The sequence below is a fragment of the Mesorhizobium sp. WSM4308 genome, from assembly GCF_002294905.1.
In the GTDB taxonomy this organism is placed as follows: Bacteria; Pseudomonadota; Alphaproteobacteria; order Rhizobiales; family Rhizobiaceae; genus Mesorhizobium.
The window spans coordinates 312,053-333,437 of sequence record NZ_NSFW01000002.1 but is presented as its reverse complement, the minus strand read 5'-3'; the positions used below and the strand labels follow the sequence as shown (position 1 = coordinate 333,437).

Below are 21,385 nucleotides of genomic sequence, written 5' to 3'. Positions count from 1 at the left end.
GTCAAGCATGAAAGATATGGACATTGCCGAAGTGTCGCGCCGCACCGGCGTGCCCGCCTCCACCCTTCGCTACTACGAGGAGAGGGGCCTCGTCGCCTCGATCGGCCGTCGCGGCAAGCGCCGCCTGTTCGACCCTGCCGTCCTGGACCGACTCGCCTTGATCGCGCTCGGACGCGCCGGTGGATTCGCACTGGACGAGATTTCCTCGATACTAACGCCCGACGGCCTGCCGAAAATGGATCGAGGGCGCCTGGATGCCAAGGCGAACGAACTGGACCAAATCATCCAACGCCTGACGGCGATCCGAGAGGCTTTGCGTCACGCCGCTAAATGTCCGGCCACCCGGCCGATGGAGTGTCCGACGTTCCGCCGCGCCGTCAGGCTTGCCGGTGCCGGTCGCTTCGAGGTTGCTCCGCTCGCACCGTTCAAGGCGGAGGCGGTTTCCGTCACAAGGCGCAAGCGTAGGACTGGCCACGTCAGGCTGGAGTAGGCCACTAGCGCCGGACCGTCCGCTGAGACTGGGCAAGGCCGATGAAGTCGCGCGCCGCCTGCGGCAAGCTGGAACCGCGGCGCCAGACCATGCCGACCTGCACCACTGGCAAGGAGCCCGAAATATCGCGCGATTCGATGCGGTCGCCTTCCAGTGACCATGGCCGGTAGACGAGGTCGGGCAGCAGCGCCACGCCGGCACCGGTAGCGACCAGGCTGCGCACCGCTTCCACCGAACGGGTGCGGAAGGCGACATGCGGCTTGGCGCCGATCGCCGCCAGCAGTTTTCCCGTGTTTTCCTCGATCTCGTCGACGGTGAGCATGATCAGAGGCTCGCCGGCGATATCGCCAATGCTGATGATGTCGGCGCCGACGAGGGAATGGCCGAGCGGCAGCCACAGGCGGTAGGTCGAGACCTCGAGGATTTCCGATTGCAGCGCCGTGCGGTCGCGCAGATTGGAGGTCACCATGACGGCGATATCGAGCTTGCCGCCGATCAGGAGATGTTCGAGGTAGTCGCCATTGTCCTCGATGGCCGAGACCTCGACGCCCGGATAGGCGCGGCGATAGCGGGAAAGCAGATCCGATAGCACATAGCCGGCGACCAGCGAGGTGACGCCAAGCTGCAGCCGCCCTCCAGCCACGGCCTGTTCGCCGGAAAAAGAGCGGCGGGCGTCGGACACGTCGGCCAGGATCTTGGTCGCATGGCGCAGGAACTGGTGGCCCTTATGCGTGATGTTGAGGCCGCGCGGATGGCGTTCGAACAGTTCGACGCCAAGATCGCTTTCGAGTTCCTTGATCGCTTCGGTGACGGACGATTGCGAGATGGAGAGGTTCTGTGCGGCGCCCGACACCGTGCCTTGTTCGGCGACGGCGATGAAGAACTGCAGCTGGCGGATGGTGAAGGCCATGGCCGGACTAAACACCGGCGGCCGAGCGAAGGAAAGCCGACGGCGGAACTTATCCCATGGCTGGAGACTGGTGCTCAGCCGAGCGCCAGCCTGATGCGCCGCCGCCATGCGGGGCCATAGCGCAATGCAAGCATGAAGGCCGTCTCCAGCACCACGACAATGACGATGATGCGCAAGCCCACCGTGAAGGAATCCTGGCCGCTGCCGCGCAAGAGGTAGCCGGTCAGGAGGAAGCCCGCATTCCAGATGGTGGCGCCGAGCAGCGTCGCCATCGCGAAGGGCAGCGCCGGCAGACAAAGCGCGCCGGCCGCGATCGGCAGATAGTTGCGCACCGTCGGGATGAACTGCGCCAACAGCGACACCCGGACATGATTGCGGCGATAGGCCTGGCCAAGCTTGCGGTAGGTTGCCGGGCGCAGGAAGACATATCTGCCGATCTGTTCGATCAGGTGGTCGGCACGGTCAAATCCGATCCGGCGGCCAACCGCATACCAGACAAGGCAGCCGGCGAAGGAGGCTAGCGTCGTCACCGCCAGCAGGACCAGCAGCGCCGCGCCATTCGGCGCCGCCGTCATGCCGAGGAACAGCAGCAGCACATGGGACGGCGGTATCGGCAGGATCTTCTCGGTGAAGGCGAGGCAGAAGACGCCGAACAGGCCGAAGCCGAGAATGGCCGACAACGGACCGGTCATGCAAAGCGCCAGTCATAGGTTCCAAGCGTCTTGATCCTGGCGACGCGATAGACCGTCGCCGGCGGGAAATTGCGAAAGGTGTGGCCGACCCGCGTGACTTCGAGATCGAGCCGGTCGAGCAGCGACTGGTCGAACGGGCAGCGCCGGCCGAGCGTGAACTGGTAGAGCGCCCCACCCGGGCGAAGGTTTGCGAAAACACCTTCGAGAATGGCAAGCGTCTTGCGTGGCGAAATCAAGCGGAAGGGCAGTCCGCTGACGGCGGCGCCAACCACCGGCCCGGGAAACAGCGACAGATGGCGCAGGCCGGCGGCATCCATCTCGAAAATGCGGGCGGTGGGAAAGCGCCGCATGAGAAGTGCCGCAAAATCCGGATCGGATTCGATCAGCGTCAGATCCTCTTGCTGCACCCCGCGGGACAGCAGCGCCCGCGTGAACGGGCCGGTTCCGGGACCGAGTTCCAGCACGGGGCCGGTCTCGGGACCGATGTCGCGCGTCATCAAGGCCGCCAGGCTGGAACTGGACGGTGTGACGGAGCCGACCCTGAACGGCGCCACGGTCCACGCCATGAGAAAAGACAGGGCATCATGTGCAGGCATAACCAACCTCAATCCGGAACAACGGCACGCCAACCAATTCGGCGCGGCCGCTTGATTTCGTTTCGGCGTCGGACCCGAACCTGTTGCATCGTCGGGCCCGACGCCTTGACGCCGGCATGGGCGGTTCCTGCCGACCGGCGCTGTTTGCCGTGGCTGGATTGCATAGACATTGCGCAATAGCCTGGACGCAAAGAAAGAGCTTGCCGGCCGCCGGCCGTTCGGCTTTGCCATGTCCACGCAATGTTGGCGCGGTAGCGCCCGATGCGGTGTGCTCGTCGCCGGGGAGTGTGGATGCGTATCTTGCTGGTCGAAGACGAGTCCGAGATGGTCTCGGCGCTGCGTGCCGCGCTGAAGCGCCACGACATGGTGGTCGATCACGCCGGTACATTGCTTGAGGCGGAAGGCTTCGTTGCCGTCGACAGCTACGACGCCATCCTGCTCGACCGCCAGTTGCCTGACGGCGACGGGCTGTCGCTGGTGCCGAGATTGCGCTCGGCGGCGAACACCACGCCCGTGCTGGTGCTGACGGCCAAGGGCGACACGTCCGACAAGGTCGATGGGCTGGACATGGGCGCGGACGACTATCTGGCAAAGCCGTTCGCCTTCGAGGAATTGCTGGCCCGCTTGCGCGCCTTGCTCAGGCGGCCGGCGCCGATGCAGTCGCAATTCATCCGCGCCGGCCATCTGGTGCTCGATGTCGGACACCGCGAGGCTGCGATCCGCGGCGAGCCGCTCAGCCTGCCGCGCCGCGAACTCCTGGTGCTGGAGGCGCTGATGCGGCGCACCGGCCGTATGGTGCAGCGCGAGGCGCTGATGGAAGCGGTGTTCGGCCTCGACGACGAGATCCAGTCCAATGCGCTCGACACCCATGTCTCGCGCCTGCGCCGCAAGCTCGCCGACGCCGATGCCGGGGTGACGATCAACGGCATTCGCGGCGTCGGCTATCTGCTGCGCGAAACGACGTGAGCCTCGATCGATGAGCCTCAGACGCCCGCGTTCGCTCAAATGGAGCCTGGTGCTGCGCATCGCCTTGCTGCAATGCGCGATGCTGACGCTGATCATCGTCGGCATTCTCGGCGCGTTGCTCGCCACCGGCCTCATTCCGCACGACTATGAGGACGGCACGATGGACGTGCTGGCGGATGCGGTCGCGCGTGACGCTGGCGGCAAGCTTGTGCTGCGCGAAACCTCGGACTTGACGAAGCTGCGATTCGAAGTCCCCGACCTCTGGTTCATCATCCGCGACAGACAGGGGCAGCGGCTGCAGGAAGGCACGGTGCCGGCCATCTTCCAGCCTTTCGCCGGACTGCTGGACACCATCAGCGACGCGCGTATCGACCATTCCATCGGCGAGAGCGCGCCGCCGGATGCGAAGATCCGCTGGACCGAAACGGCCGCGGGCGACCTCCAGATCTTCACCGGCACCAAGGGCGGGCTTTCGCTGCTGCGCCTGCTCGGACAAGCGCCGCAATTCTTCCTACAAGGCATATTGCCGCTCGCCGGCCTGATGGCGCTGGCCACGCTGTTCGCGACGCCATGGGTGGTGCGCGGCGCGCTGTCGGGCCTTGGCCATGCCGCCGCCGAAGCCGAACGCATCGACATCGACCAGCGCGGCGTGCAACTGCCACTGAAGGATGTGCCAAAGGAAGTCACGCCGCTGGTCAAGGCGGTGAACGCCGCCCTTGCACGCCTGGACAAGGGCTACGAGCGCCACAAGCGCTTCCTGACCGACGCCGCCCATGAACTCCGAACGCCGGTCGCCATCCTCAAAACGCGCCTGGCCTCGCTGCCGGCGACACCGGAGCGGGCCCGGCTGCTGCAGGACGCAGCGCGGCTTTCGACGCTGACCGACCAGTTGCTCGACCTGCAACGCCTCGACCGGCAGACCTCGCCGTTCGAGAAAGTCGATCTCGTGGCGATCGCGCGCGGCGTTATCGTCGACCTCGCACCGATGGCGTTTTCGGCCGGATACGAGATGTCGTTCGAGCCGCAACGGGAAGCGGTTTTCGCCACCGGCGATCGCACCGCGATCGAGCGCGCCGTGACCAACATCGTCCAGAACGCCATCGAGCATGGCGGGCGCACGGGCAAGATCACCGTCAGTGTCACCGCTCCGGCCGTCATCGAGGTGCGGGACGAAGGCGACGGCGTGCCGCCAGCCGAGCGCGAACGCATCTTCGAGCCCTTCTACCGGTTGCGCCCGCAGGATCACGGCGCCGGGCTCGGGCTCAACCTGGTGCAGGAAATCATGCAGTTGCATGGTGGGCGCATCGAGATCCTCGACGGCAAGCCGAGCGGCGCGTGCTTCAGGATGAGTTTTCGCGCCTTGCGATCGTCAGCGAACTCAGGGAAGACGGCTCCGGCGGCCTGATCGTCCATCTCGAGGGCGGCCGAAAAGCTGGCGTCAGGGCGATGTTCGCCGCGCCGCGCAACACGATGGCGAGCCCGCTGGCCGAGCAGCTCGGCTGCGGTTTCACGGAAGGCTTGCTCGGCCCGGTAATATCCGTCGACGACCGGCAGCAGACGACAATTCCCGGCGTCTATGCCGCCGGAGACGCCGCACGCGCGATGCACAACATCGCCTTTGCGGTATCGGGTGGCACCTTCGCGGGCGTGTGCGCCCACCAATCGCTGGTGTTCAGTTAGAATCCGGCTTCGCCGCCGGCAATGCTGAGCCGCGCGCCGGCCTGCACCAGCGCAGTGGTGATATCGTGCGGCGGCGAACGGTCGGTGGCGAGTTCGGAAAAGCCGTCGAAGCCGCAGACCTGGACCAGGCCCTGGCGGCCGAACTTGGTGTGGTCGGTGATGACGAGTGAGCGCTGGCCACGCGACAGCACCATGCGGGCGAATTCGGCCTCTTCCAAATCATAGTCCATGACGCCCGTCACCGCATCGACGGCGCCGGTGGATATGATGGCATGGCTGACCGAGAAGCGGCTGACGAAGTCGATGGCCGAAGTGCCGAACGCGGCACCTGAATCGCTGCGCAATTCGCCGCCGGCCATATAGACCTTGTTGCCGTTGATGGTGGCCAGCGTGCGGGCGATGTCGGACGAATTGGTGACGACCGTCAGGCGCCGGTGGCCGAGCAGTTCCCGGGCCAGGAACGAGGTGGTGGTGCCGGTGTCGAGCATGACCGATTCCCCGTCGCGGATGGTGGCGGCGACCATGCGGGCAATGATGCGCTTGGCATCGGCATTCTCGCGCATGCGCCGTTCGAACGGCGCCTCGCCGACCATGGACGGCAGGCCGACGGCGCCATGCATCTTCAGCACCGAGCCGTCGCTGGTGAGTGGCTTGACGTCGCGCCGCACGGTTTCCAGCGAAACACCCAGCCGATCCGCCAGGCTGGCGATGGTGACGGTTCCTTCTTCCTGCAGCAGCCGCAGGATCTCGCCGTGGCGTTTGGAATGGACCATTGGGTTTCCCGGACTTCGCCTTTTTGACCGGTTTTAAGGTAATTCAAGCAGTTTTAAAGATATCGCTCCTTGGTTTCGGGCAAAACACCCAAAAAAAGTCACATCTTTTTATTGACAACCGGGCAACCCTGGCGTGAAATCTAACGCATCAGCAGGGTTCGGAGCTGCAACGGGAGGGCGATGGCAGAGCCGCAACTCACTGGCCAGGCGGTCTTGAACGCGTCTGGGGTAAGGAATTTTCAGATCCGCGGGGGCGGATGCCGGGATCAGAATCCTGGCCAAGGGGCTCGTCGGTGCGGTGCGGGATACCGATCCTGGCGTCCCGCACCGACGAGATTATTTGCGTTTCTCCCCGCTCTCGTCGCGCTGTCCATGGCGCCTTGTCGAAGCCCAGCAAACCAGGGATGATCCCGTGATTGCCGAAGATCGCATCCGCGCCCTGCCGTGCTGGACCGGCGCCATCGAGATCGCCCCCCTGCCCGGCGGCCTGAGCAACGCCAATTATGTGGTCAGTGACGCTGCCGGCAAACATGTCGTGCGCTTCGGCCAGGACTACCCCTTCCACCATGTCTTCCGCGAGCGCGAGGTGATGACCGCGCGGGCGGCCCATGCCGCCGGCTTCGCGCCGGCCGTGCGCTATTCCGAACCTGGCATCCTGGTGACGCAGTTTCTCGGCGCCAGGACCTACCTCGCCGAAGACGTGCGCGCCAATCTCGGGCGCGTGGCGGCCCTGCTGCGATCCTTCCATCGCGAGATGCCGAACCATGTCTCCGGCGCCGGCTTCATGTTCTGGGTGTTCCACGTCATCCGCGACTATGCGCGCACGCTCGAGGAGGGCAACAGCCGCAAGCGCAACGACTTGCCGCGTCTGCTGACGCTGGCCGACGAACTGGAGCGGGCGCAGAAATTGCTGCCGATCGTCTTCGGTCACAATGATCTATTGCCGGCTAATATTCTCGACGACGGCAACAGGCTGTGGCTGATCGATTTCGAATATGCCGGCTTCAACACGGCAATGTTCGACCTCGCCGGCGTCGCCTCGAACGCCGGCATGAGCGACGCGGAATCCTTCGCCTTCCTGACCGCCTATTTCATGAAGGAGCCGGACGAGGCGATCCGCCGCTCGCACGCCGCCATGCAATGCGCCTCGCTGTTGCGCGAGGCGATGTGGAGCATGGTTTCGGAACTCTATCTCGACGCGCCCGGCATCGACTACGTCGCCTACACCGAGGAAAATTTGGTGCGGCTCGACGCGGCGCTGGAAAACTACCGGACAAAATACGGGATCCTGAAATCATGACCATGCCCAGCCAGGCCGCCATCGTCGTCATCGGCGGCGGCATCATCGGCTGCTCGACGGCCTATCATCTGGCGCGCGACCACAAGGCCGACGTCGTGCTGCTCGAACAGGGCAAGTTGACCTCGGGCTCGACCTGGCACGCCGCCGGCCTGGTCGGGCAATTGCGCTCGTCCGCCTCGATCACCCGCGTGCTCAAATATTCGGTCGACCTCTACAAGGGGCTGGAGGCCGAAACCGGCCTTGCCACCGGCTGGAAGATGACCGGCTGCCTGCGGCTCGCCACCAATGCCGACCGCTGGACCGAGTACAAAAGGCTGGCGACCACGGCGAAGAGCTTCGGCATGGACATGCATCTTTTGTCCCCGGCCGAGGTCAAGGCGATGTGGCCGCTGATGGAAACCGGCGATCTCGTCGGCGCCTCCTGGCTGCCGACAGACGGACAGGCCAGCCCCTCCGACATCACGCAGTCGCTGGCCAAGGGCGCGCGGATGCATGGCGCCAAGCTCTATGAGAATGTCCGGGTCACCGGCTTCGAGATGGAGGGCGGCCGCATCACGGCGGTGAAGACCGATCAAGGCGACATCGCCTGCGACAAGGTGGTGAACTGCGCCGGACAATGGGCGCGGCAGGTCGGCGCCATGGCCGGCATCAACGTGCCGCTGCAGCCGGTGAAGCACCAATACATCATCACCGAGAAGATCGATGGCCTGGCGACCGACGCGCCGACGCTGCGCGACCCCGACCGGCGCACCTATTTCAAGGAGGAGGTCGGCGGACTGGTGATGGGCGGCTATGAGCCGAACCCGCAGTCCTGGGCGACCGATCTCCCCGGCGGCGACGTGCCCAACGACTGGGAGTTCCGGCTGTTCGACGACGACTACGACCATTTCGAGCAGCATATGACACAGGCGATCGCGCGTGTGCCGGCGCTGGAAACCGTCGGCGTCAAGCAGATGATCAACGGGCCGGAAAGCTTCACGCCGGACGGCAATTTCATCCTCGGCACGGCACCAGAATGCGCCAACATGTTCGTCGGCGCCGGCTTCAACGCCTTCGGCATCGCCTCTGGCGGCGGCGCCGGCTGGGTGCTGGCGCAATGGGTGGTGGACGGCGAGGCGCCGCTCGACCTGTGGGTGGTCGACATCAGGCGCTTCTCCAACCTGCACCGCGACCGGCAATGGGTGCGCGAGCGGACGCTGGAAGCCTATGGCAAGCATTACACGATCGGCTTCCCGCACGAGGAGTATGCCAGCGGCCGGCCGCGCATCGTCTCGCCGCTTTACGACAGGCTGAAGCAGCAGCGCGCCGTGTTCGGCTCGAAGCTCGGCTGGGAGCGGCCGAACTGGTTCGCACCGGAGGGCGTCGAGCCGCGGGACATCTATTCAATGGGCCGGCAGAACTGGTTTTCAGCGGTCGGCGACGAGCACCGGCATGTACGCGAGAAGGTCGCCATCTTCGACCAGTCGTCCTTCGCCAAATACGAATTGAGCGGACCCGACGCGGCCAAGGCGCTCGACTGGATTTGCGCCAACGACGTCAGCAAACCGGTCGGAAGGCTGACCTACACGCAGCTTCTCAACACGCGCGGCGGCATCGAGGCCGACCTGACCGTGGCGCGGCTGGCCGAGGAGAAATTCTACATCGTCACAGGCACCGGCTTCCGCACGCATGATGCCTCGTGGATCAGCGACCATATAGGCGAGAGTCACGATGCGGAATTGACCGATGTCTCCGAGGATTTCGGCACACTGTCGCTGATGGGACCGCGGGCGCGCGACGTGCTCGCCGCGGTGACCGATGCCGATGTGTCGAATGCTTCGTTCCCGTTCGGCCATGTGCGCGAGATCGCCATTGCCGGCCACACGATTCGGGCGCTGCGTGTCACCTATGTCGGCGAACTCGGCTGGGAACTGCATGTGCCGATCGCGGCGACAGGCGAAGTCTTCGACGCGCTGATGGCGGCCGGCAAGACGCATTGCATCCGCCCGGTCGGCTACCGGGCGCTGGAATCGCTGCGGCTGGAAAAGGGCTACCGCGCCTGGGGTTCCGACATCACACCCAACGAGACGCCGCAGGAAGCCGGCCTCGGCTGGGCGGTCAAGCTCAGGAAGAACACCGATTTCGTCGGCCGGCGCGCGCTGGAGAAGGTTGTCGGCGCGCCGTTGAAGAAGCGCTTTGCCGGTTTCACGGTCGACAATCCGGAGATCGTGCTGCTCGGCCGAGAGACCATCCTGCGCAATGGCGAGCCGGTGGGCTATCTGACCAGCGGCGGCTATGGCTACACGCTGGGCAAGAACATCGGCTACGGCTATGTGCGCAACGGCGACGGGGTGAGCGACGATTTCCTCGCCGCCGGCGACTACGAGCTGGTCGTCGCAATGGAGCGGACGCCGGCCAGAATCCATCTCGAGCCGATGTTCGACCCGACAGCGGAGAGGGTAAAGGCCTAGAGCGTTTCACCGTTTCATGGAAACGACGAATCGCTCTAACTCTTTGTATTGACGCAATTCCCAAGGGAAGGGCTATGCGCTTTTCCCGGGAAAACCGCTTACACTTTTCCTGGAATTACTCTAGTTCACCCGCAAGGCAAGGCCGCGGCTGGGCACGGTGTCGGCCTCGCCCGGCATCGAGACGTAAGGGCGCGTTTCCTCGACGCGGGTGACGGCGCCTTGCGCCTCCAGCTCGGCGATGCGTGCGGCAAAACCCTGATCCCACAGCGTGTTCTTGACCGTCAGCACGATCACCCCGCCGGACCGGCAGATGCGGATCAGCTCATCCAGCCCTTCGACGCCGACATGGCCTGAAGTGAAGACACCGGCCGAGACGATCCCGGCATAGGCATCGTCGGCAAAGGGCAGCGTGCCGCCGAGCGCCAGGCAATGCAGCCCGGAATACACGCCCTTGCGGGCGGCCTGGTCAAGCATGCCTTGCGAGATGTCCAACGCCTCGACTTCAGGATAGCCGGCAATATCGAGCCATTCGCCGATGAGCCCGGTGCCCGCGCCGGCATCGAGCAGCGGCGCCGCGCCGCGCGGCAAATGGCGGGCCAGCAGGGCAAGGCAGATCGTCGGATGACGATAACCGGCGGCCGACATGTCGGCGTCATAGGTCTGTGACCAGCGGTCATAGAGTGCGGCCACCTCTTCAGGGCGCTTGGCTGCGTAGGCCGCGCCAAGCGCGCCTTGATGTCTGCTGTCCGCCACTTTTGTCCTGTCCACCAATCCATGGGTCTCACGGGGGATGATAGCCAAACGGCGAAAATTGTGGAACCGTTGCGGTGAGAAATAACGGCGTGGGGGCGCGGGCATGATGACAGACGAGGCGCGGGCAAGGCTGGCCGCCATTCCCATGCTGGCCGGCTATACCGGCCCGCTGGAGCGGCTCGGCGGCCTTACCAATCTCGTCTTCAGGGCCGGCGATCTCTGCCTGCGCATTCCGGGCAAGGGCACCGAGGAATACATCAACCGCGCCAACGAAGCGGTGGCCGCGCGCGAAGCGGCAAAGGCGGGGGTTAGCCCGGAGGTCCTGCATGCCGACGCCGATACCGGCGTGATGGTGACGCGCTTCATCGCGGGCGCGCAGACCATGTCGCCGGAAAAATTCAGGGAGAGACCGGGCAGTCCCGCCCGGGCCGGCGAAGCCTTCCGCAAGCTGCACGCGTCCGGTGCGGTGTTCCCCTTCCGCTTCGAACTTTTCGCGATGATCGACGACTATCTCAAGGTGCTGTCGACCAAGGACGTCACCCTGCCTGCCGGCTATAACGAGGTGGTGCGCGAGGCCGGCAGCGTGCGCTCGGCGCTTGCCGCTCATCCGCTTCCGCTCGTCGCCTGCCATTGCGATCCGCTGTGCGAGAACTTCCTCGATACGGGCGAGCGGATGTGGATCGTCGACTGGGAATATTCGGGGATGAACGACCCGCTCTGGGATCTCGGCGACCTCAGTGTGGAAGGCAAGTTCGATGCGAACCAGGACGAAGAGCTGATGCGCGCCTATTTCGGCGGCGAGGCGAGGCCGGCGGAACGCGGCCGCGTCGTCATCTACAAGGCGATGTGCGATCTGCTCTGGACGCTGTGGGGGCTGATCCAGCTTGCCAACGAAAATCCCGTCGACGATTTCCGCGCCTATGCCGACGGCCGCTTCGCCCGCTGCAAGGCGTTGATGGAGACGCCGGAGTTTTCAAGGCACCTGGCGGCTGTGCGTATGGGTTAAGGCAAATCCATATGGCAGGGGCTCCAGTCTACCTGAAAACCCTCTCTATTTCGGTCAAAGTCACCGTGTCGTCTGACTTTTTGCAATACCAAATGATCAGCGCGATGGTGCCGATAGGGAACAATCCCGCAAGGAGTTGATGCCAACCGCTTCTGTTGATGTCATGCAGCCGGCGAGCGGTCATGGCAAGGGTCGGCAGAAGGATGGCAAGATTCCAGATCGATGAGATGATTTCATTCTTCACAATGGCATCGACTATGACAAGAACGACGCCGACAATGAAAATGAAGAGATAGGAATACCAGAACTCCGAGCGGCTGGCCCTGCCGGAAAAATTCACATAATTTCGAAAGAAGCTTGAAACGGCTTCACCGAAATTCATCGAAGGCGGCATTTCTCCGAACCGGTTGGCACCGGCTGGCGCTGCTCTTAGAACAAACACCAGCGGCAAGCCGATCAGGATCAAAACGATCAGCCAATGCCATATGGAAAAACTTCCCATCATCACCCCTCTGCCGCAGTTTTCTTGAGATGTCGATCCTGCCTCTCCCAGGCAAGAATCAATCCCGTATTGCGCCCGAACGACAACGTACACCGCAAAGTATCGATGTAAATATCGGATTTTCTGACCGGAAACTCCAACAATTCCGCATGATAGCCTTCCGCCGCTGGATGCGGAGCTTCGAAACGGCAGCCTGTGACGCGCCGTATGCTTTGTTTCGACGCAATCGCGGACGGAAAGCCTTCTTACACTTTCCTGGAACTGCCTTAATTCACGCCCTTCGGCACGTTTTCGGGCGGCACAGTGGTGTCGACCACCTTCTGGCGATGGAAAATGAACAGGCCCGCCAGCACGACGATGCCGGAGCCGATCAGGATGCGCGGACCGGGGACGTCGCCGAAGAACACCAGCCCGAACACCACCGCCCACAGGAGCAGCGTGTAGTGCAGCGGCGCCAGCGTCGAGGCCGGTGCCAGCTTGAGCGCCCGCGTGATCATCAGATGGGCGCTGCAGGAAACGATGCCGAGCAGCAGCATGGCGCCGAAATCGAGCGCCGAGGGAGTTTGCCAGGCGCCAATGGTCAGCACGCCGCCGACCAGCAGCGTGCCTATCGTCTGCCATGTCACCAGATTGGTGTCGCTGGTGCCGCGCAGCCGCCGGTTGAGGATGATGGCGAAGGCAAAGGCGATGCTGCCGGCAAGCGCGAAGCTCGACGACAACGAGAACGCGGCCGAGGAGGGCTTCAGCATGATCACCACGCCGCAGAAGCCGAGCAGGATCGCCACCCAACGGCGCCAGCCGACCTTTTCGCCGAGCAGCAGGTGCGAGAGCGCCGCGACATAGATCGGCCCCGCCATGTAGAAACTCATGACGTCGGCAAGCGGCAAATAGACGACCGCGGCATAGAAGAGTGCGGTGTCGAGCGTGGTCATGACGACACGCAAGATCTGCAGTTCAGGGCGTTCCATGCGAAACAGCCTGGCGGTGCCCTGATGCGCGATCATCGGCCCGAGAACGAAGAAGGCGCCGATGGACCGGATCAGAACCACCTGGCCGACGGAGAAGCTGGCGACCAGCCACTTGCCCATCGCATCGTTCAGCGCAAACAGGAAGTCGCCGGCCAGCATCAGCAGAATGCCGGCCAGAAGCACGTTCCTGATCGTGGAATTCTGCGCAACGGGTTGCGTCATGCCGATCCCGATTCCTCCCTCGCTCAAGTCGCGTCGTAGACGGAAGCGGCGGCTTTGACGAGAGGAATCCGGGAAATCGCCAGACCAGGACCGGGAATCGGCTGGGCCTACGTGGCTTTGTGCCTGCGGTTGACCAGTGCCGGCCTGCCCGGGATGGAAAGCCTTGTATCCTGCCGCGTCCGTTGCGACACCACCTTGCCCCTGGCGATGACGCAGATGCGCTCGGCGCGCAGGCGCAGGGCCTCGATCGGATTGCCGGCGTCGAGGACGACGAGGCTGGCGCGCTTGCCGACGGCGAGACCGAGATGGTCCAGACCCATGATGGCGGCGTTGACGTTGGTGACCATGTCGAAGCAGCGCGCCATGTCGGCCGGGCTCGACATCTGCGCGACGTGCAGGCCCATGAAGGCGACGTCGAGCATGTCGGCGGTGCCCAGCGAGTACCAGGGATCGAGCACGCAATCCTGACCCCAGCCGACACGGATGCCGAGCGCCTGCATCTCCTTGACCCGGGTCAGGCCGCGGCGCTTTGGAAATGTGTCGTGGCGGCCCTGAAGCATGATGTTGATCAGCGGATTGGGGATAGCTGAAACGCCGGCCTCGGCGATCAGCGGCAGAAGCTTCGAGACATAGTAATTGTCCATCGAATGCATGGAGGTGAGGTGCGAGCCGGCCACCTTGCCCTGCAGGCCAAGGCGCTGCGTTTCATAAGCCAGTTGCTCGATGTGGCGCGACAGTGGGTCGTCGGTCTCGTCGCAATGCAGGTCGACCATCAGGCCACGTTTGGCCGCGATCTCGCACAGTTCTGTCACCGAGCGCGTGCCGTCTGCCATGCTGCGTTCGAAATGCGGAATGCCGCCGACGATGTCGACGCCCATGTCCAGCGCACGGATGGTGTTTTCACGCGCCTTCGGCGAGCGGTAGAAACCGTCCTGCGGAAAGGCCACGAGTTGCAGGTCGATGTAGGGCGCGATCGTTTTCTTGACGTCGAGCAGGGCCTCGACCGCCAGCAGCCTGTCGTCGCAGACGTCGACATGGGTGCGGATGGCGAGCAGGCCCATCGACACCGCCCAGTCGCAATAGGCGAGCGCCCGGTCGCGCACCGCCTCATGCCTCAAAAGCGGCTTCAACTCACCCCATAGCGCAATGCCTTCCAAGAGCGTGCCCGAGGCGTTGATGCGCGGAATGCCGTAGGACAGCGTGGCATCCATATGGAAATGCGGATCGACAAAGGGGGGCGAGACCAGATTCCCGCGACCATCGACCTCGGCCCGGGCGGAACCCTGCAATTTGGGCTCGATCGCGGCGATCGTCTCGCCGCTGATGCCGATATCGGCAATCCTGCCATCCGGCAGCGTGCCGCCACGAACGATAAGGTCGAAATCCATCTGTCGTCATCTCGCCTGAAGAATCACTTTGCCATCGTGTCGCAAAAGACAGCATGACGCAGCGGTTTCTTTCCAGAAGCCGCCAATGGTTCCATCCGGCGACAACTCCCTCTATAAGCCGCCTTCGTCATTGCGCCACCAAGGATCAGCCTTTGTTTCGTTTCTTCCGCTCGACGGAAAACCAGCGCCTCGTCGCAAGGCTGGTCAAGGAATCGTTCCGGGAGCATATGTTCGGATATGGCGCGGCCATTCTTTCGATGCTGGTGGTGGCCGGCATGACCGCCGCCAGCGCCTGGATCCTGCGCGAAATCACCAATGAATTCGTGATCGACAAGCGGGTCGACCGCGTCAACATGATTGCCGCGGCGGTCGCCGGGATCTTCATCCTCAAGGGCCTCGCCAATTTCGTCCAGGCCTATTTCATGAGCCGGGTCGGCAATGCCATCATCGCCGACCGGCAGCGCAAGATCTACGACCGCATCCTGGCGCAAGGCATCGAATTCTACCATTCGACCTCGTCATCCGACCTGATCACCCGCATGACCAACAATGCCCAGGCGGCACGCAACGTGCTCGACCTGATCGTCACCTCCTATGTGCGCGATCTGGTGACCCTGCTTGCCTTGGTTGGTGTCATGGTCTGGCAGCAGCCGGTGCTGTCGCTGATCTGCTTCGTCGCCGGGCCTGTGGCCATCTATGGCGTCAACCGCATCCTGAAGCGTGTGCGCAAGTTCGCCGCCATGGAGTTCCGCTCGGTTGGCCAGATCGTTCAGGTGATGCAAGAAACCGCTATCGGCGTGCGCGTGGTCAAATCCTTCAACCTCGAAAGCTTGATGCGCAAGCGCATGTACAAGGCGGTGGCAGACGTCGAGGATCGGGCCAACAACATTGCCGCGCTGGAAGCGGTGACCAGCCCGGTGATGGAGACGCTGGCCGGGCTGGCGATCGCCGGCGCCGTCATGGTCAGCGGCCTCCTGGTTCTGCAGGGCGGCCAGATGCCCGGCAACATCATGGCGTTCATCGCGGCGCTGCTGCTCGCCTATGAACCGGCAAAGCGCCTGGCGCGCGTGCGCATCTCACTGGAAAGCGGCATTGTCGGCGTGCGCATGATGTTCCAGCTCGCCGACGAGCCGCTGACACTGGCCGAGAAGCCCGATGCAAAGCCGCTTCGGGCCGGACCGGGCGAGATCCGGTTCGACGCCGTCAGCTTCGCCTACCAGAATGGGCCGCCAGTGCTCGACCGGTTCGACCTCACCCTTGAGCCGGGAAAGATGACGGCGCTGGTCGGGCCCTCCGGCGGCGGCAAGTCGACGATCCTGAACCTGATCATGCGCATGTATGACCCGAAGAACGGCAAGGTGCTGCTCGATGGCCAGGACATTTCGCATGCCACCCTCGCCTCGCTGCGGGAAAAGATCGCCTATGTCAGCCAGGACACGTTCCTGTTTGCCGGCACCATCATGCACAACATCCGGCTCGGGCGGCAGGACGCGACCGATGAAGAGGTGATTGCCGCGGCCAAAGCCGCCAACGCGCATGACTTTATCATGGCGCAGGCCAAGGGCTACGAGACAGAAGTCGGTGAGAATGGCGGCCTCTTGTCGGGCGGCCAGCGCCAACGCATCTCGATCGCGCGTGCCATGCTGCGCAACGCCGAAATCCTGCTGCTGGACGAGGCGACCAGCGCGCTGGACGCCGAATCCGAAGCGCTGTTCCGCGACGCGCTGCAGCAGCTGACCGAAGGCCGCACGACGATCGTCATCGCGCACCGCCTGTCGACCGTGCACCAGGCCGACACGATCGTCGTGCTGGAAGGCGGCAAGGTGGTCGAGAGCGGGCCGCATCGTGCCCTGCTCACGCAGGGCGGGCTTTACCAGAAGCTTTATGAATATCAGCTGATGCCGTAGCGGAGTTCGGTTATGCGCTGTGCTCGACTCGCGTCCTTTCTACGGTGCGTTTTGTTCGGCACCTTTGCCGTGCAATCTCCGGCCCTGGCTATCGACTACGACAAGGCGCACTTACTCGACGCAGAGAACCTGGCTGAGCAAGGAATAGCTAAGGCCTACTATCAGGTTTTGCCAGAGCTTCGACAGTATCTGAAAAACCCGATCGCGATCGAGGAGAGCATCGACGCGCACGCGACCCGATATGTAGTGCGCGCAGCAGCCCAAGAATTCGTGATATATGCCCCAGATGTTCCAGATAGCGAGCGCAAAAGCTGGGGCACCGCCACTTACGTATTCTTCAAAATCATCAACGACCAACTCGCTAGTTCGGACGTGCGGTTCTATGCGCTTAACGGCGGAAACGATCTCTTCGGCATCTTCTTGACACCATCACAGGCGGAGGACGCAAAGCGATCGCTGCCAACCCGAGCGGATTGGCCCTATCTTCCCAATGCGGAATGGCCTTGGTACGGCCAGTACCACTAGCCTCGGCAGGTCACTCCGGCACTTTCCGCACGGCGCCCTTGTCGGCGCTGGTGGCGAAGGCGGCGTAGGCGCGCAGCGCAGTCGTCACCTTGCGCTTACGCTTTTCCTCCGGCTTCCAGGCCAGGGCGCCCTTGGCTTCCATCGCCGCCCGGCGCGCTTCAAGTTCGGCGTCGCTGACAGCGAGGCGGATGGTGCGGTTGGGGATGTCGATCTCGATCGTGTCGCCTTCCTGCACCAGTCCGATCGTGCCGCCTTCGGCGGCTTCCGGCGAGGCATGACCGATCGACAGGCCCGACGTGCCGCCGGAGAAGCGGCCGTCGGTGACCAGCGCGCAGGCCTTGCCGAGGCCCTTCGACTTCAGATAGCTGGTCGGGTAGAGCATCTCCTGCATGCCGGGGCCGCCACGCGGGCCCTCATAGCGGATGACGACGACATCGCCGGCCTTGATCTCGTTGGACAGGATGGCCTTGACCGAAGCATCCTGGCTTTCGAACACCCGCGCCGGGCCGGTGAACTTCAGGATCGACTCGTCGACGCCGGCCGTCTTCACGATGCAGCCGTCGAGCGCCAGATTGCCTTTCAGCACGGCAAGACCGCCATCTTTCGAGAATGGCGTTTCCGCCGAACGGATGACACCCTTTTCACGATCGAGATCGAGCTCCTCCCAGCGGCGGTACTGGCTGAAGGCGACCTGGGTCGGCACGCCGCCGGGGGCGGCGAGGAAGAAGTCGCGGACATTCTGGCTGGAGGTGCGGGAAATATCCCAATGGTCGAGCGCCTCGCCGAGGCTTGATGTGTGCACGGTCGGCAGGTCGCGGTTGATCAGCCCGGCATTATCGAGCTGGCCGAGGATGGCCATGATGCCGCCGGCGCGATGAACGTCTTCCATGTGGACGTCGGACTTGGCCGGCGCCACCTTGCAGAGCACCGGAACCCGCCGCGACAGCCGGTCGATATCCTCCATCGTGAAGTCGACCTCGCCCTCATGGGCGGCGGCCAGGATGTGCAGCACGGTGTTGGTCGAGCCGCCCATGGCGATGTCGAGCGTCATGGCGTTTTCGAAGGCGCCTTTCGAGGCAATGGTGCGCGGCAGTGCCGTTTCGTCATCCTGCTCGTAATAGCGCTGGGCCAGATCGACGACGAGATGGCCGGCCTCGACGAACAGCCGCTTGCGGTCGGCATGCGTGGCCAGCGTCGAGCCGTTGCCCGGCAGCGACAGGCCGAGCGCCTCGGTCAGGCAGTTCATCGAATTGGCGGTGAACATGCCCGAGCAGGAGCCGCAGGTCGGACAGGCCGAGCGCTCGATGACCTTGACGTCCTCGTCGGAGATTTTGTCGTCGGCGGCCGCGACCATGGCGTCGACCAGGTCGAGCGCCTGGGTCTTGCCGGCCAGCACCACCTTGCCGGCTTCCATCGGCCCGCCGGAGACGAAGACGGTCGGAATGTTGAGGCGCAGCGAGGCCATCAGCATGCCGGGGGTGATCTTGTCGCAATTGGAGATGCAGACCATGGCGTCGGCGCAGTGGGCGTTGACCATGTATTCGACGGAGTCGGCGATCAGCTCGCGCGACGGCAGCGAATAGAGCATGCCGTCATGGCCCATGGCGATGCCGTCATCCACGGCGATGGTGTTGAATTCCTTGGCGACGCCGCCAGCCTTCTCGATCTCGCGTGCCACCAGTTGGCCGAGGTCCTTCAAATGCACATGGCCCGGCACGAACTGGGTGAAGGAATTGACCACCGCGATAATCGGCTTGCCGAAATCCGAATCCTTCATGCCGGTGGCGCGCCACAGGCCGCGGGCGCCGGCCATGTTGCGGCCATGGGTGGTGGTGCGGGAGCGATAGGCAGGCATGTTTTTTCCTTGGTGGCTGGCCGCAGCCCGGGAATGACGCGGCGGAGCTGAATTCGGATCGCTGGCTTTATAGACGCGCAAGTATGGTCTGGCCACATTTTTGCAATGCGCCAGAGTCTCCCGAAAAACGCGAGCTCCCGAAAGAAATTACATGCGGCTGTCGGATCGCGTCGCGCAGGACCGTCCTTGGGCGGACGGTACGGAGATGGCACCATTCTCGGAGTCAACCGTTTCATCGTAACAGCAAAAGCAACCGAGGAGCACGACATGCAAAAGATCACCACCTGCCTGTGGTTCGACGACCAGGCCGAAGAGGCGATGAATTTCTACGTCTCCATCTTCAAGAATTCGAAGGTTCTGAGCGTGATGCGTTGGCCCGAAGGCCACGCCGATGAAGGCAAAGTGCTGGTGACCACGTTCGAGCTCGACGGCGTGCAGTTCCAGGCGCTGAACGGCGGACCGCAATTCAAGTTCAACGAAGCGATGTCACAGTCGATCGACTGCAAGACACAGGAAGAGGTGGATTATTTCTGGGACAGGCTCATCGAAGGCGGCGGCGAACCATCGCAATGCAGCTGGCTGAAGGACAAGTTCGGCGTTTCCTGGCAGGTCGTGCCGGAACAGCTGCCGCGCCTGCTCGGGGATGCGGACCGGGCCAAGGCCGGCCGGGTGATGGATGCGATGATGCAGATGGGCAAGATCGACATCGCCAAGCTGGAAGAGGCGGCGAAAGGGTGAGAGCCGTGATCTTCCCTTCTGCCCAAGGGGGAGAAGGGAAACTGGCGCTCAAGCCGCCTTGTCGCGGACCTGATAGTCCTTGATCGTGGCGAAGCGGATCGCTTTCCAGCGCTCGGCTTCGTAGTTCAGCGAGAAAGCGTGCTGGGCCAGAAATACCGGGTCGTTGTCGAGGTCCCTGGCGATGTCGCCGCGATGCGCCTCGATGAAGCGAAGCGTCTCGGCCTTGTCGTCGGCCGAGATCCAGCGGCAGACGGAAAAGCGCGACATTTCGAATTCGACCGGCAGCGTGTATTCGAAGTTCAGCCGCTCCTTCAGCACATCGAGCTGCAGGGCGCCGACGACGCCGACGATGGCCGGTGAGCCATCCTCGGGCGAGAACAGCTGCACGACGCCTTCCTCGGCCATCTGGTGCAGCGCTTCCTTGAGTTTCTTGGCCTTCATGGCGTCGCCGAGGCGCACGCGGCGCAGGATTTCCGGGGCGAAGTTCGGCACGCCCCTGAAAAGAATCTCCTCGCCCTCGGTCAGCGTGTCGCCGATGCGCAGCGTGCCATGGTTGGGAATGCCGACGACGTCGCCGGCAAAGGCTTCATCCGCCGTGACGCGGGTGCGGGCGAAGAAGAACTGCGGCGCCGACAGGCTCATCGGCTTGCCCGTTCGCACCAGCTTGGCTTTCATGCCGCGCTCGAGCTTGCCCGAGCAGACGCGCACGAAAGCGATACGGTCGCGGTGGTTGGGATCCATGTTGGCCTGGATCTTGAAGACGAAGGAGGTCATCTTGTCCTCGGTCGCCTCGACCTTGCGGGTGTCGGCCTCCTGCGCGCGCGGCGGAGGCCCGAAGGCGCCGAGCGCCTCGATCAGGTCGCGCACGCCATAATTGCGCAGCGCCGAGCCGAAATAGACCGGCGTCAGATGGCCCTCGCGAAAGGCGTCGATGTCGAGCGGCCGGCAGGCTTCGCGCGCGAGCTCCAGTTCCTCGATGAAGGCCTCGCGCTCGTTTTCCGGCAGCAGCCCGGCGACGCGGTTGGAATCGGGACCGTTCACTGGTGTGCGTTCCCTCTCGTCGTCGCCCTTGCGCACCGCGTTCAACGCCAGGTGATAGGTGCCGGAAAACGTCCTGCCGCGGCCGATCGGCCAGGTGATGGGTGCGGTATCCAGCGCCAGCTTCTGCTCGATCTCGTCCAGAATCTCGAACGGATCGCGGCTTTCGCGGTCCATCTTGTTGACGAAGGTGATGATCGGGATGTCGCGCAGCCGGCAGACTTCGAACAGTTTCAGCGTACGCGGCTCGATGCCCTTGGCGGCGTCGATGACCATGACGGCCGAGTCGACCGCCGACAGCGTGCGGTAGGTGTCGTCGGCGAAATCCTCGTGGCCGGGCGTATCGAGCAGGTTGAAGACGTTGTCTTCATACTCGAAGGTCATCACCGAGGTGACGACCGAAATGCCGCGCTCGCGCTCGATCTTCATCCAGTCGGAGCGCGTCTGGATCTTGTCCTTCTTGGCCTTGACCTCGCCGGCAAGCTGGATGGCGCCGCCGAACAGCAGCAGCTTTTCGGTGAGCGTCGTCTTGCCGGCGTCTGGGTGCGCGATGATCGCGAAGGTGCGGCGGCGCGCCACTTCCTCTGGTATTGTTTCGGGCATTCTCTGGGATTTCCGTGTGACAG

General features: G+C 63.7%; 20 protein-coding genes. 10 read left to right on the top strand and 10 right to left on the bottom strand.

All coding sequences use genetic code 11. The features are described from left to right. Positions 1–7: 7 nt before the first annotated feature. Entirely contained in the window at positions 8–490 is a 483-nt protein-coding gene (locus CK227_RS04430; protein ID WP_095771950.1) for a helix-turn-helix domain-containing protein, read from the top strand. A 4-nt stretch (positions 491–494) separates the two neighbouring features. Here CK227_RS04430 and CK227_RS04425 read toward each other — a convergent pair whose 3' ends face one another. The 3 genes from CK227_RS04425 to CK227_RS04415 form a co-directional block, all read right to left on the bottom strand. Beyond that, on the bottom strand, positions 495–1,400 hold the full coding sequence (locus CK227_RS04425) for a LysR family transcriptional regulator (RefSeq protein WP_095771720.1): 906 nt from the start codon (positions 1,398–1,400) through the stop codon (positions 495–497). Positions 1,401–1,474: 74 nt separating this feature from the next. Further along, a complete protein-coding gene (locus CK227_RS04420) occupies positions 1,475–2,092 on the bottom strand; it encodes a DedA family protein (RefSeq protein ID WP_095771719.1) in 618 nt (205 codons plus the stop codon). Continuing rightward, positions 2,089–2,688, bottom strand: coding sequence for a methyltransferase domain-containing protein (locus CK227_RS04415; protein ID WP_095771718.1), 600 nt, complete (start codon positions 2,686–2,688; stop codon positions 2,089–2,091). Before CK227_RS04415 ends, CK227_RS04420 begins: the two co-directional genes overlap by 4 nt. A 291-nt stretch (positions 2,689–2,979) precedes the next feature. On the opposite strand from CK227_RS04415, the gene CK227_RS04410 reads away from it, so the two are divergent. Genes CK227_RS04410 through CK227_RS04400 form a run of 3 tightly spaced genes read left to right on the top strand, consistent with a single transcriptional unit; the run spans position 2,980 to position 5,334 of the window. Continuing rightward, positions 2,980–3,654, top strand: coding sequence for a response regulator transcription factor (locus CK227_RS04410; protein WP_095771717.1), 675 nt, complete (start codon positions 2,980–2,982; stop codon positions 3,652–3,654). 10 nt (positions 3,655–3,664) lie between these two features. Continuing rightward, positions 3,665–5,059 carry a HAMP domain-containing sensor histidine kinase gene (locus CK227_RS04405; RefSeq protein WP_095771716.1) on the top strand — a complete coding sequence of 465 codons (1,395 nt, stop codon included), beginning with the start codon at positions 3,665–3,667 and terminating at the stop codon, positions 5,057–5,059. Beyond that, positions 4,990–5,334 (top strand): hypothetical protein, encoded by a 345-nt coding sequence (locus tag CK227_RS04400; RefSeq protein WP_245318070.1) that lies wholly within the window; start codon positions 4,990–4,992, stop codon positions 5,332–5,334. The genes CK227_RS04405 and CK227_RS04400 overlap by 70 nt, the downstream gene beginning before the upstream one ends. Here CK227_RS04400 and CK227_RS04395 read toward each other — a convergent pair. Then, the gene (locus tag CK227_RS04395) at positions 5,331–6,107 is read right to left on the bottom strand and encodes a DeoR/GlpR family DNA-binding transcription regulator (RefSeq protein ID WP_095771715.1); all 777 of its coding nucleotides are present in this window, start codon (positions 6,105–6,107) and stop codon (positions 5,331–5,333) included. The genes CK227_RS04400 and CK227_RS04395 overlap by 4 nt on opposite strands. Positions 6,108–6,519: 412 nt before the next feature. Between CK227_RS04395 and CK227_RS04390 the strand changes: the two genes are divergently transcribed. Further along, the gene (locus tag CK227_RS04390) at positions 6,520–7,407 is read left to right on the top strand and encodes a phosphotransferase family protein (RefSeq protein WP_095771714.1); all 888 of its coding nucleotides are present in this window, start codon (positions 6,520–6,522) and stop codon (positions 7,405–7,407) included. Then, complete coding sequence (locus tag CK227_RS04385) at positions 7,404–9,857, top strand: FAD-dependent oxidoreductase (RefSeq protein WP_095771713.1); 2,454 nt, start codon at positions 7,404–7,406, stop codon at positions 9,855–9,857. Before CK227_RS04390 ends, CK227_RS04385 begins: the two co-directional genes overlap by 4 nt. A 120-nt stretch (positions 9,858–9,977) precedes the next feature. Here CK227_RS04385 and CK227_RS04380 read toward each other — a convergent pair whose 3' ends face one another. Then, positions 9,978–10,610: a class I SAM-dependent methyltransferase gene (locus CK227_RS04380; protein ID WP_179296383.1), complete on the bottom strand. Its 633-nt coding sequence runs from the start codon at positions 10,608–10,610 to the stop codon at positions 9,978–9,980. A gap of 103 nt (positions 10,611–10,713) precedes the next feature. Between CK227_RS04380 and CK227_RS04375 the strand changes: the two genes are divergently transcribed. Beyond that, positions 10,714–11,616, top strand: coding sequence for a phosphotransferase family protein (locus CK227_RS04375; protein ID WP_095771711.1), 903 nt, complete (start codon positions 10,714–10,716; stop codon positions 11,614–11,616). A gap of 28 nt (positions 11,617–11,644) precedes the next feature. On the opposite strand, the gene CK227_RS04370 is transcribed toward CK227_RS04375, so the two are convergent. The 3 genes from CK227_RS04370 to CK227_RS04360 form a co-directional block, all read right to left on the bottom strand. Further along, positions 11,645–12,118, bottom strand: coding sequence for a DUF805 domain-containing protein (locus tag CK227_RS04370; protein ID WP_095771949.1), 474 nt, complete (start codon positions 12,116–12,118; stop codon positions 11,645–11,647). Positions 12,119–12,384: 266 nt separating this feature from the next. Then, positions 12,385–13,308 carry a DMT family transporter gene (locus tag CK227_RS04365; RefSeq protein ID WP_095771710.1) on the bottom strand — a complete coding sequence of 308 codons (924 nt, stop codon included), beginning with the start codon at positions 13,306–13,308 and terminating at the stop codon, positions 12,385–12,387. A 107-nt stretch (positions 13,309–13,415) separates the two neighbouring features. Continuing rightward, entirely contained in the window at positions 13,416–14,696 is a 1,281-nt protein-coding gene (locus CK227_RS04360; protein WP_095771709.1) for an amidohydrolase family protein, read from the bottom strand. 152 nt (positions 14,697–14,848) lie between these two features. Here CK227_RS04360 and CK227_RS04355 point away from each other — a divergent pair, with 152 nt between their 5' ends. Both CK227_RS04355 and CK227_RS04350 read left to right on the top strand, forming a co-directional pair. Continuing rightward, the gene (locus CK227_RS04355) at positions 14,849–16,603 is read left to right on the top strand and encodes an ABC transporter ATP-binding protein (RefSeq protein WP_095771708.1); all 1,755 of its coding nucleotides are present in this window, start codon (positions 14,849–14,851) and stop codon (positions 16,601–16,603) included. A gap of 51 nt (positions 16,604–16,654) precedes the next feature. After that, positions 16,655–17,128, top strand: a complete 474-nt coding sequence (locus CK227_RS04350; protein WP_095771707.1) for a hypothetical protein — start codon at positions 16,655–16,657, stop codon at positions 17,126–17,128. 10 nt (positions 17,129–17,138) lie between these two features. Here the strand turns inward: CK227_RS04350 and ilvD are convergent, their stop codons facing one another. Next, a complete protein-coding gene (ilvD, locus tag CK227_RS04345; RefSeq protein ID WP_095771706.1) occupies positions 17,139–18,983 on the bottom strand; it encodes a dihydroxy-acid dehydratase in 1,845 nt (614 codons plus the stop codon). 267 nt (positions 18,984–19,250) lie between these two features. Between ilvD and CK227_RS04340 the strand changes: the two genes are divergently transcribed. Then, positions 19,251–19,721 (top strand): VOC family protein, encoded by a 471-nt coding sequence (locus CK227_RS04340; protein WP_095771705.1) that lies wholly within the window; start codon positions 19,251–19,253, stop codon positions 19,719–19,721. Between the two features lie 48 nt (positions 19,722–19,769). Here the strand turns inward: CK227_RS04340 and CK227_RS04335 are convergent, their stop codons facing one another. Continuing rightward, positions 19,770–21,362 (bottom strand): peptide chain release factor 3, encoded by a 1,593-nt coding sequence (locus CK227_RS04335; protein ID WP_095771704.1) that lies wholly within the window; start codon positions 21,360–21,362, stop codon positions 19,770–19,772. Positions 21,363–21,385 lie beyond the last annotated feature (23 nt).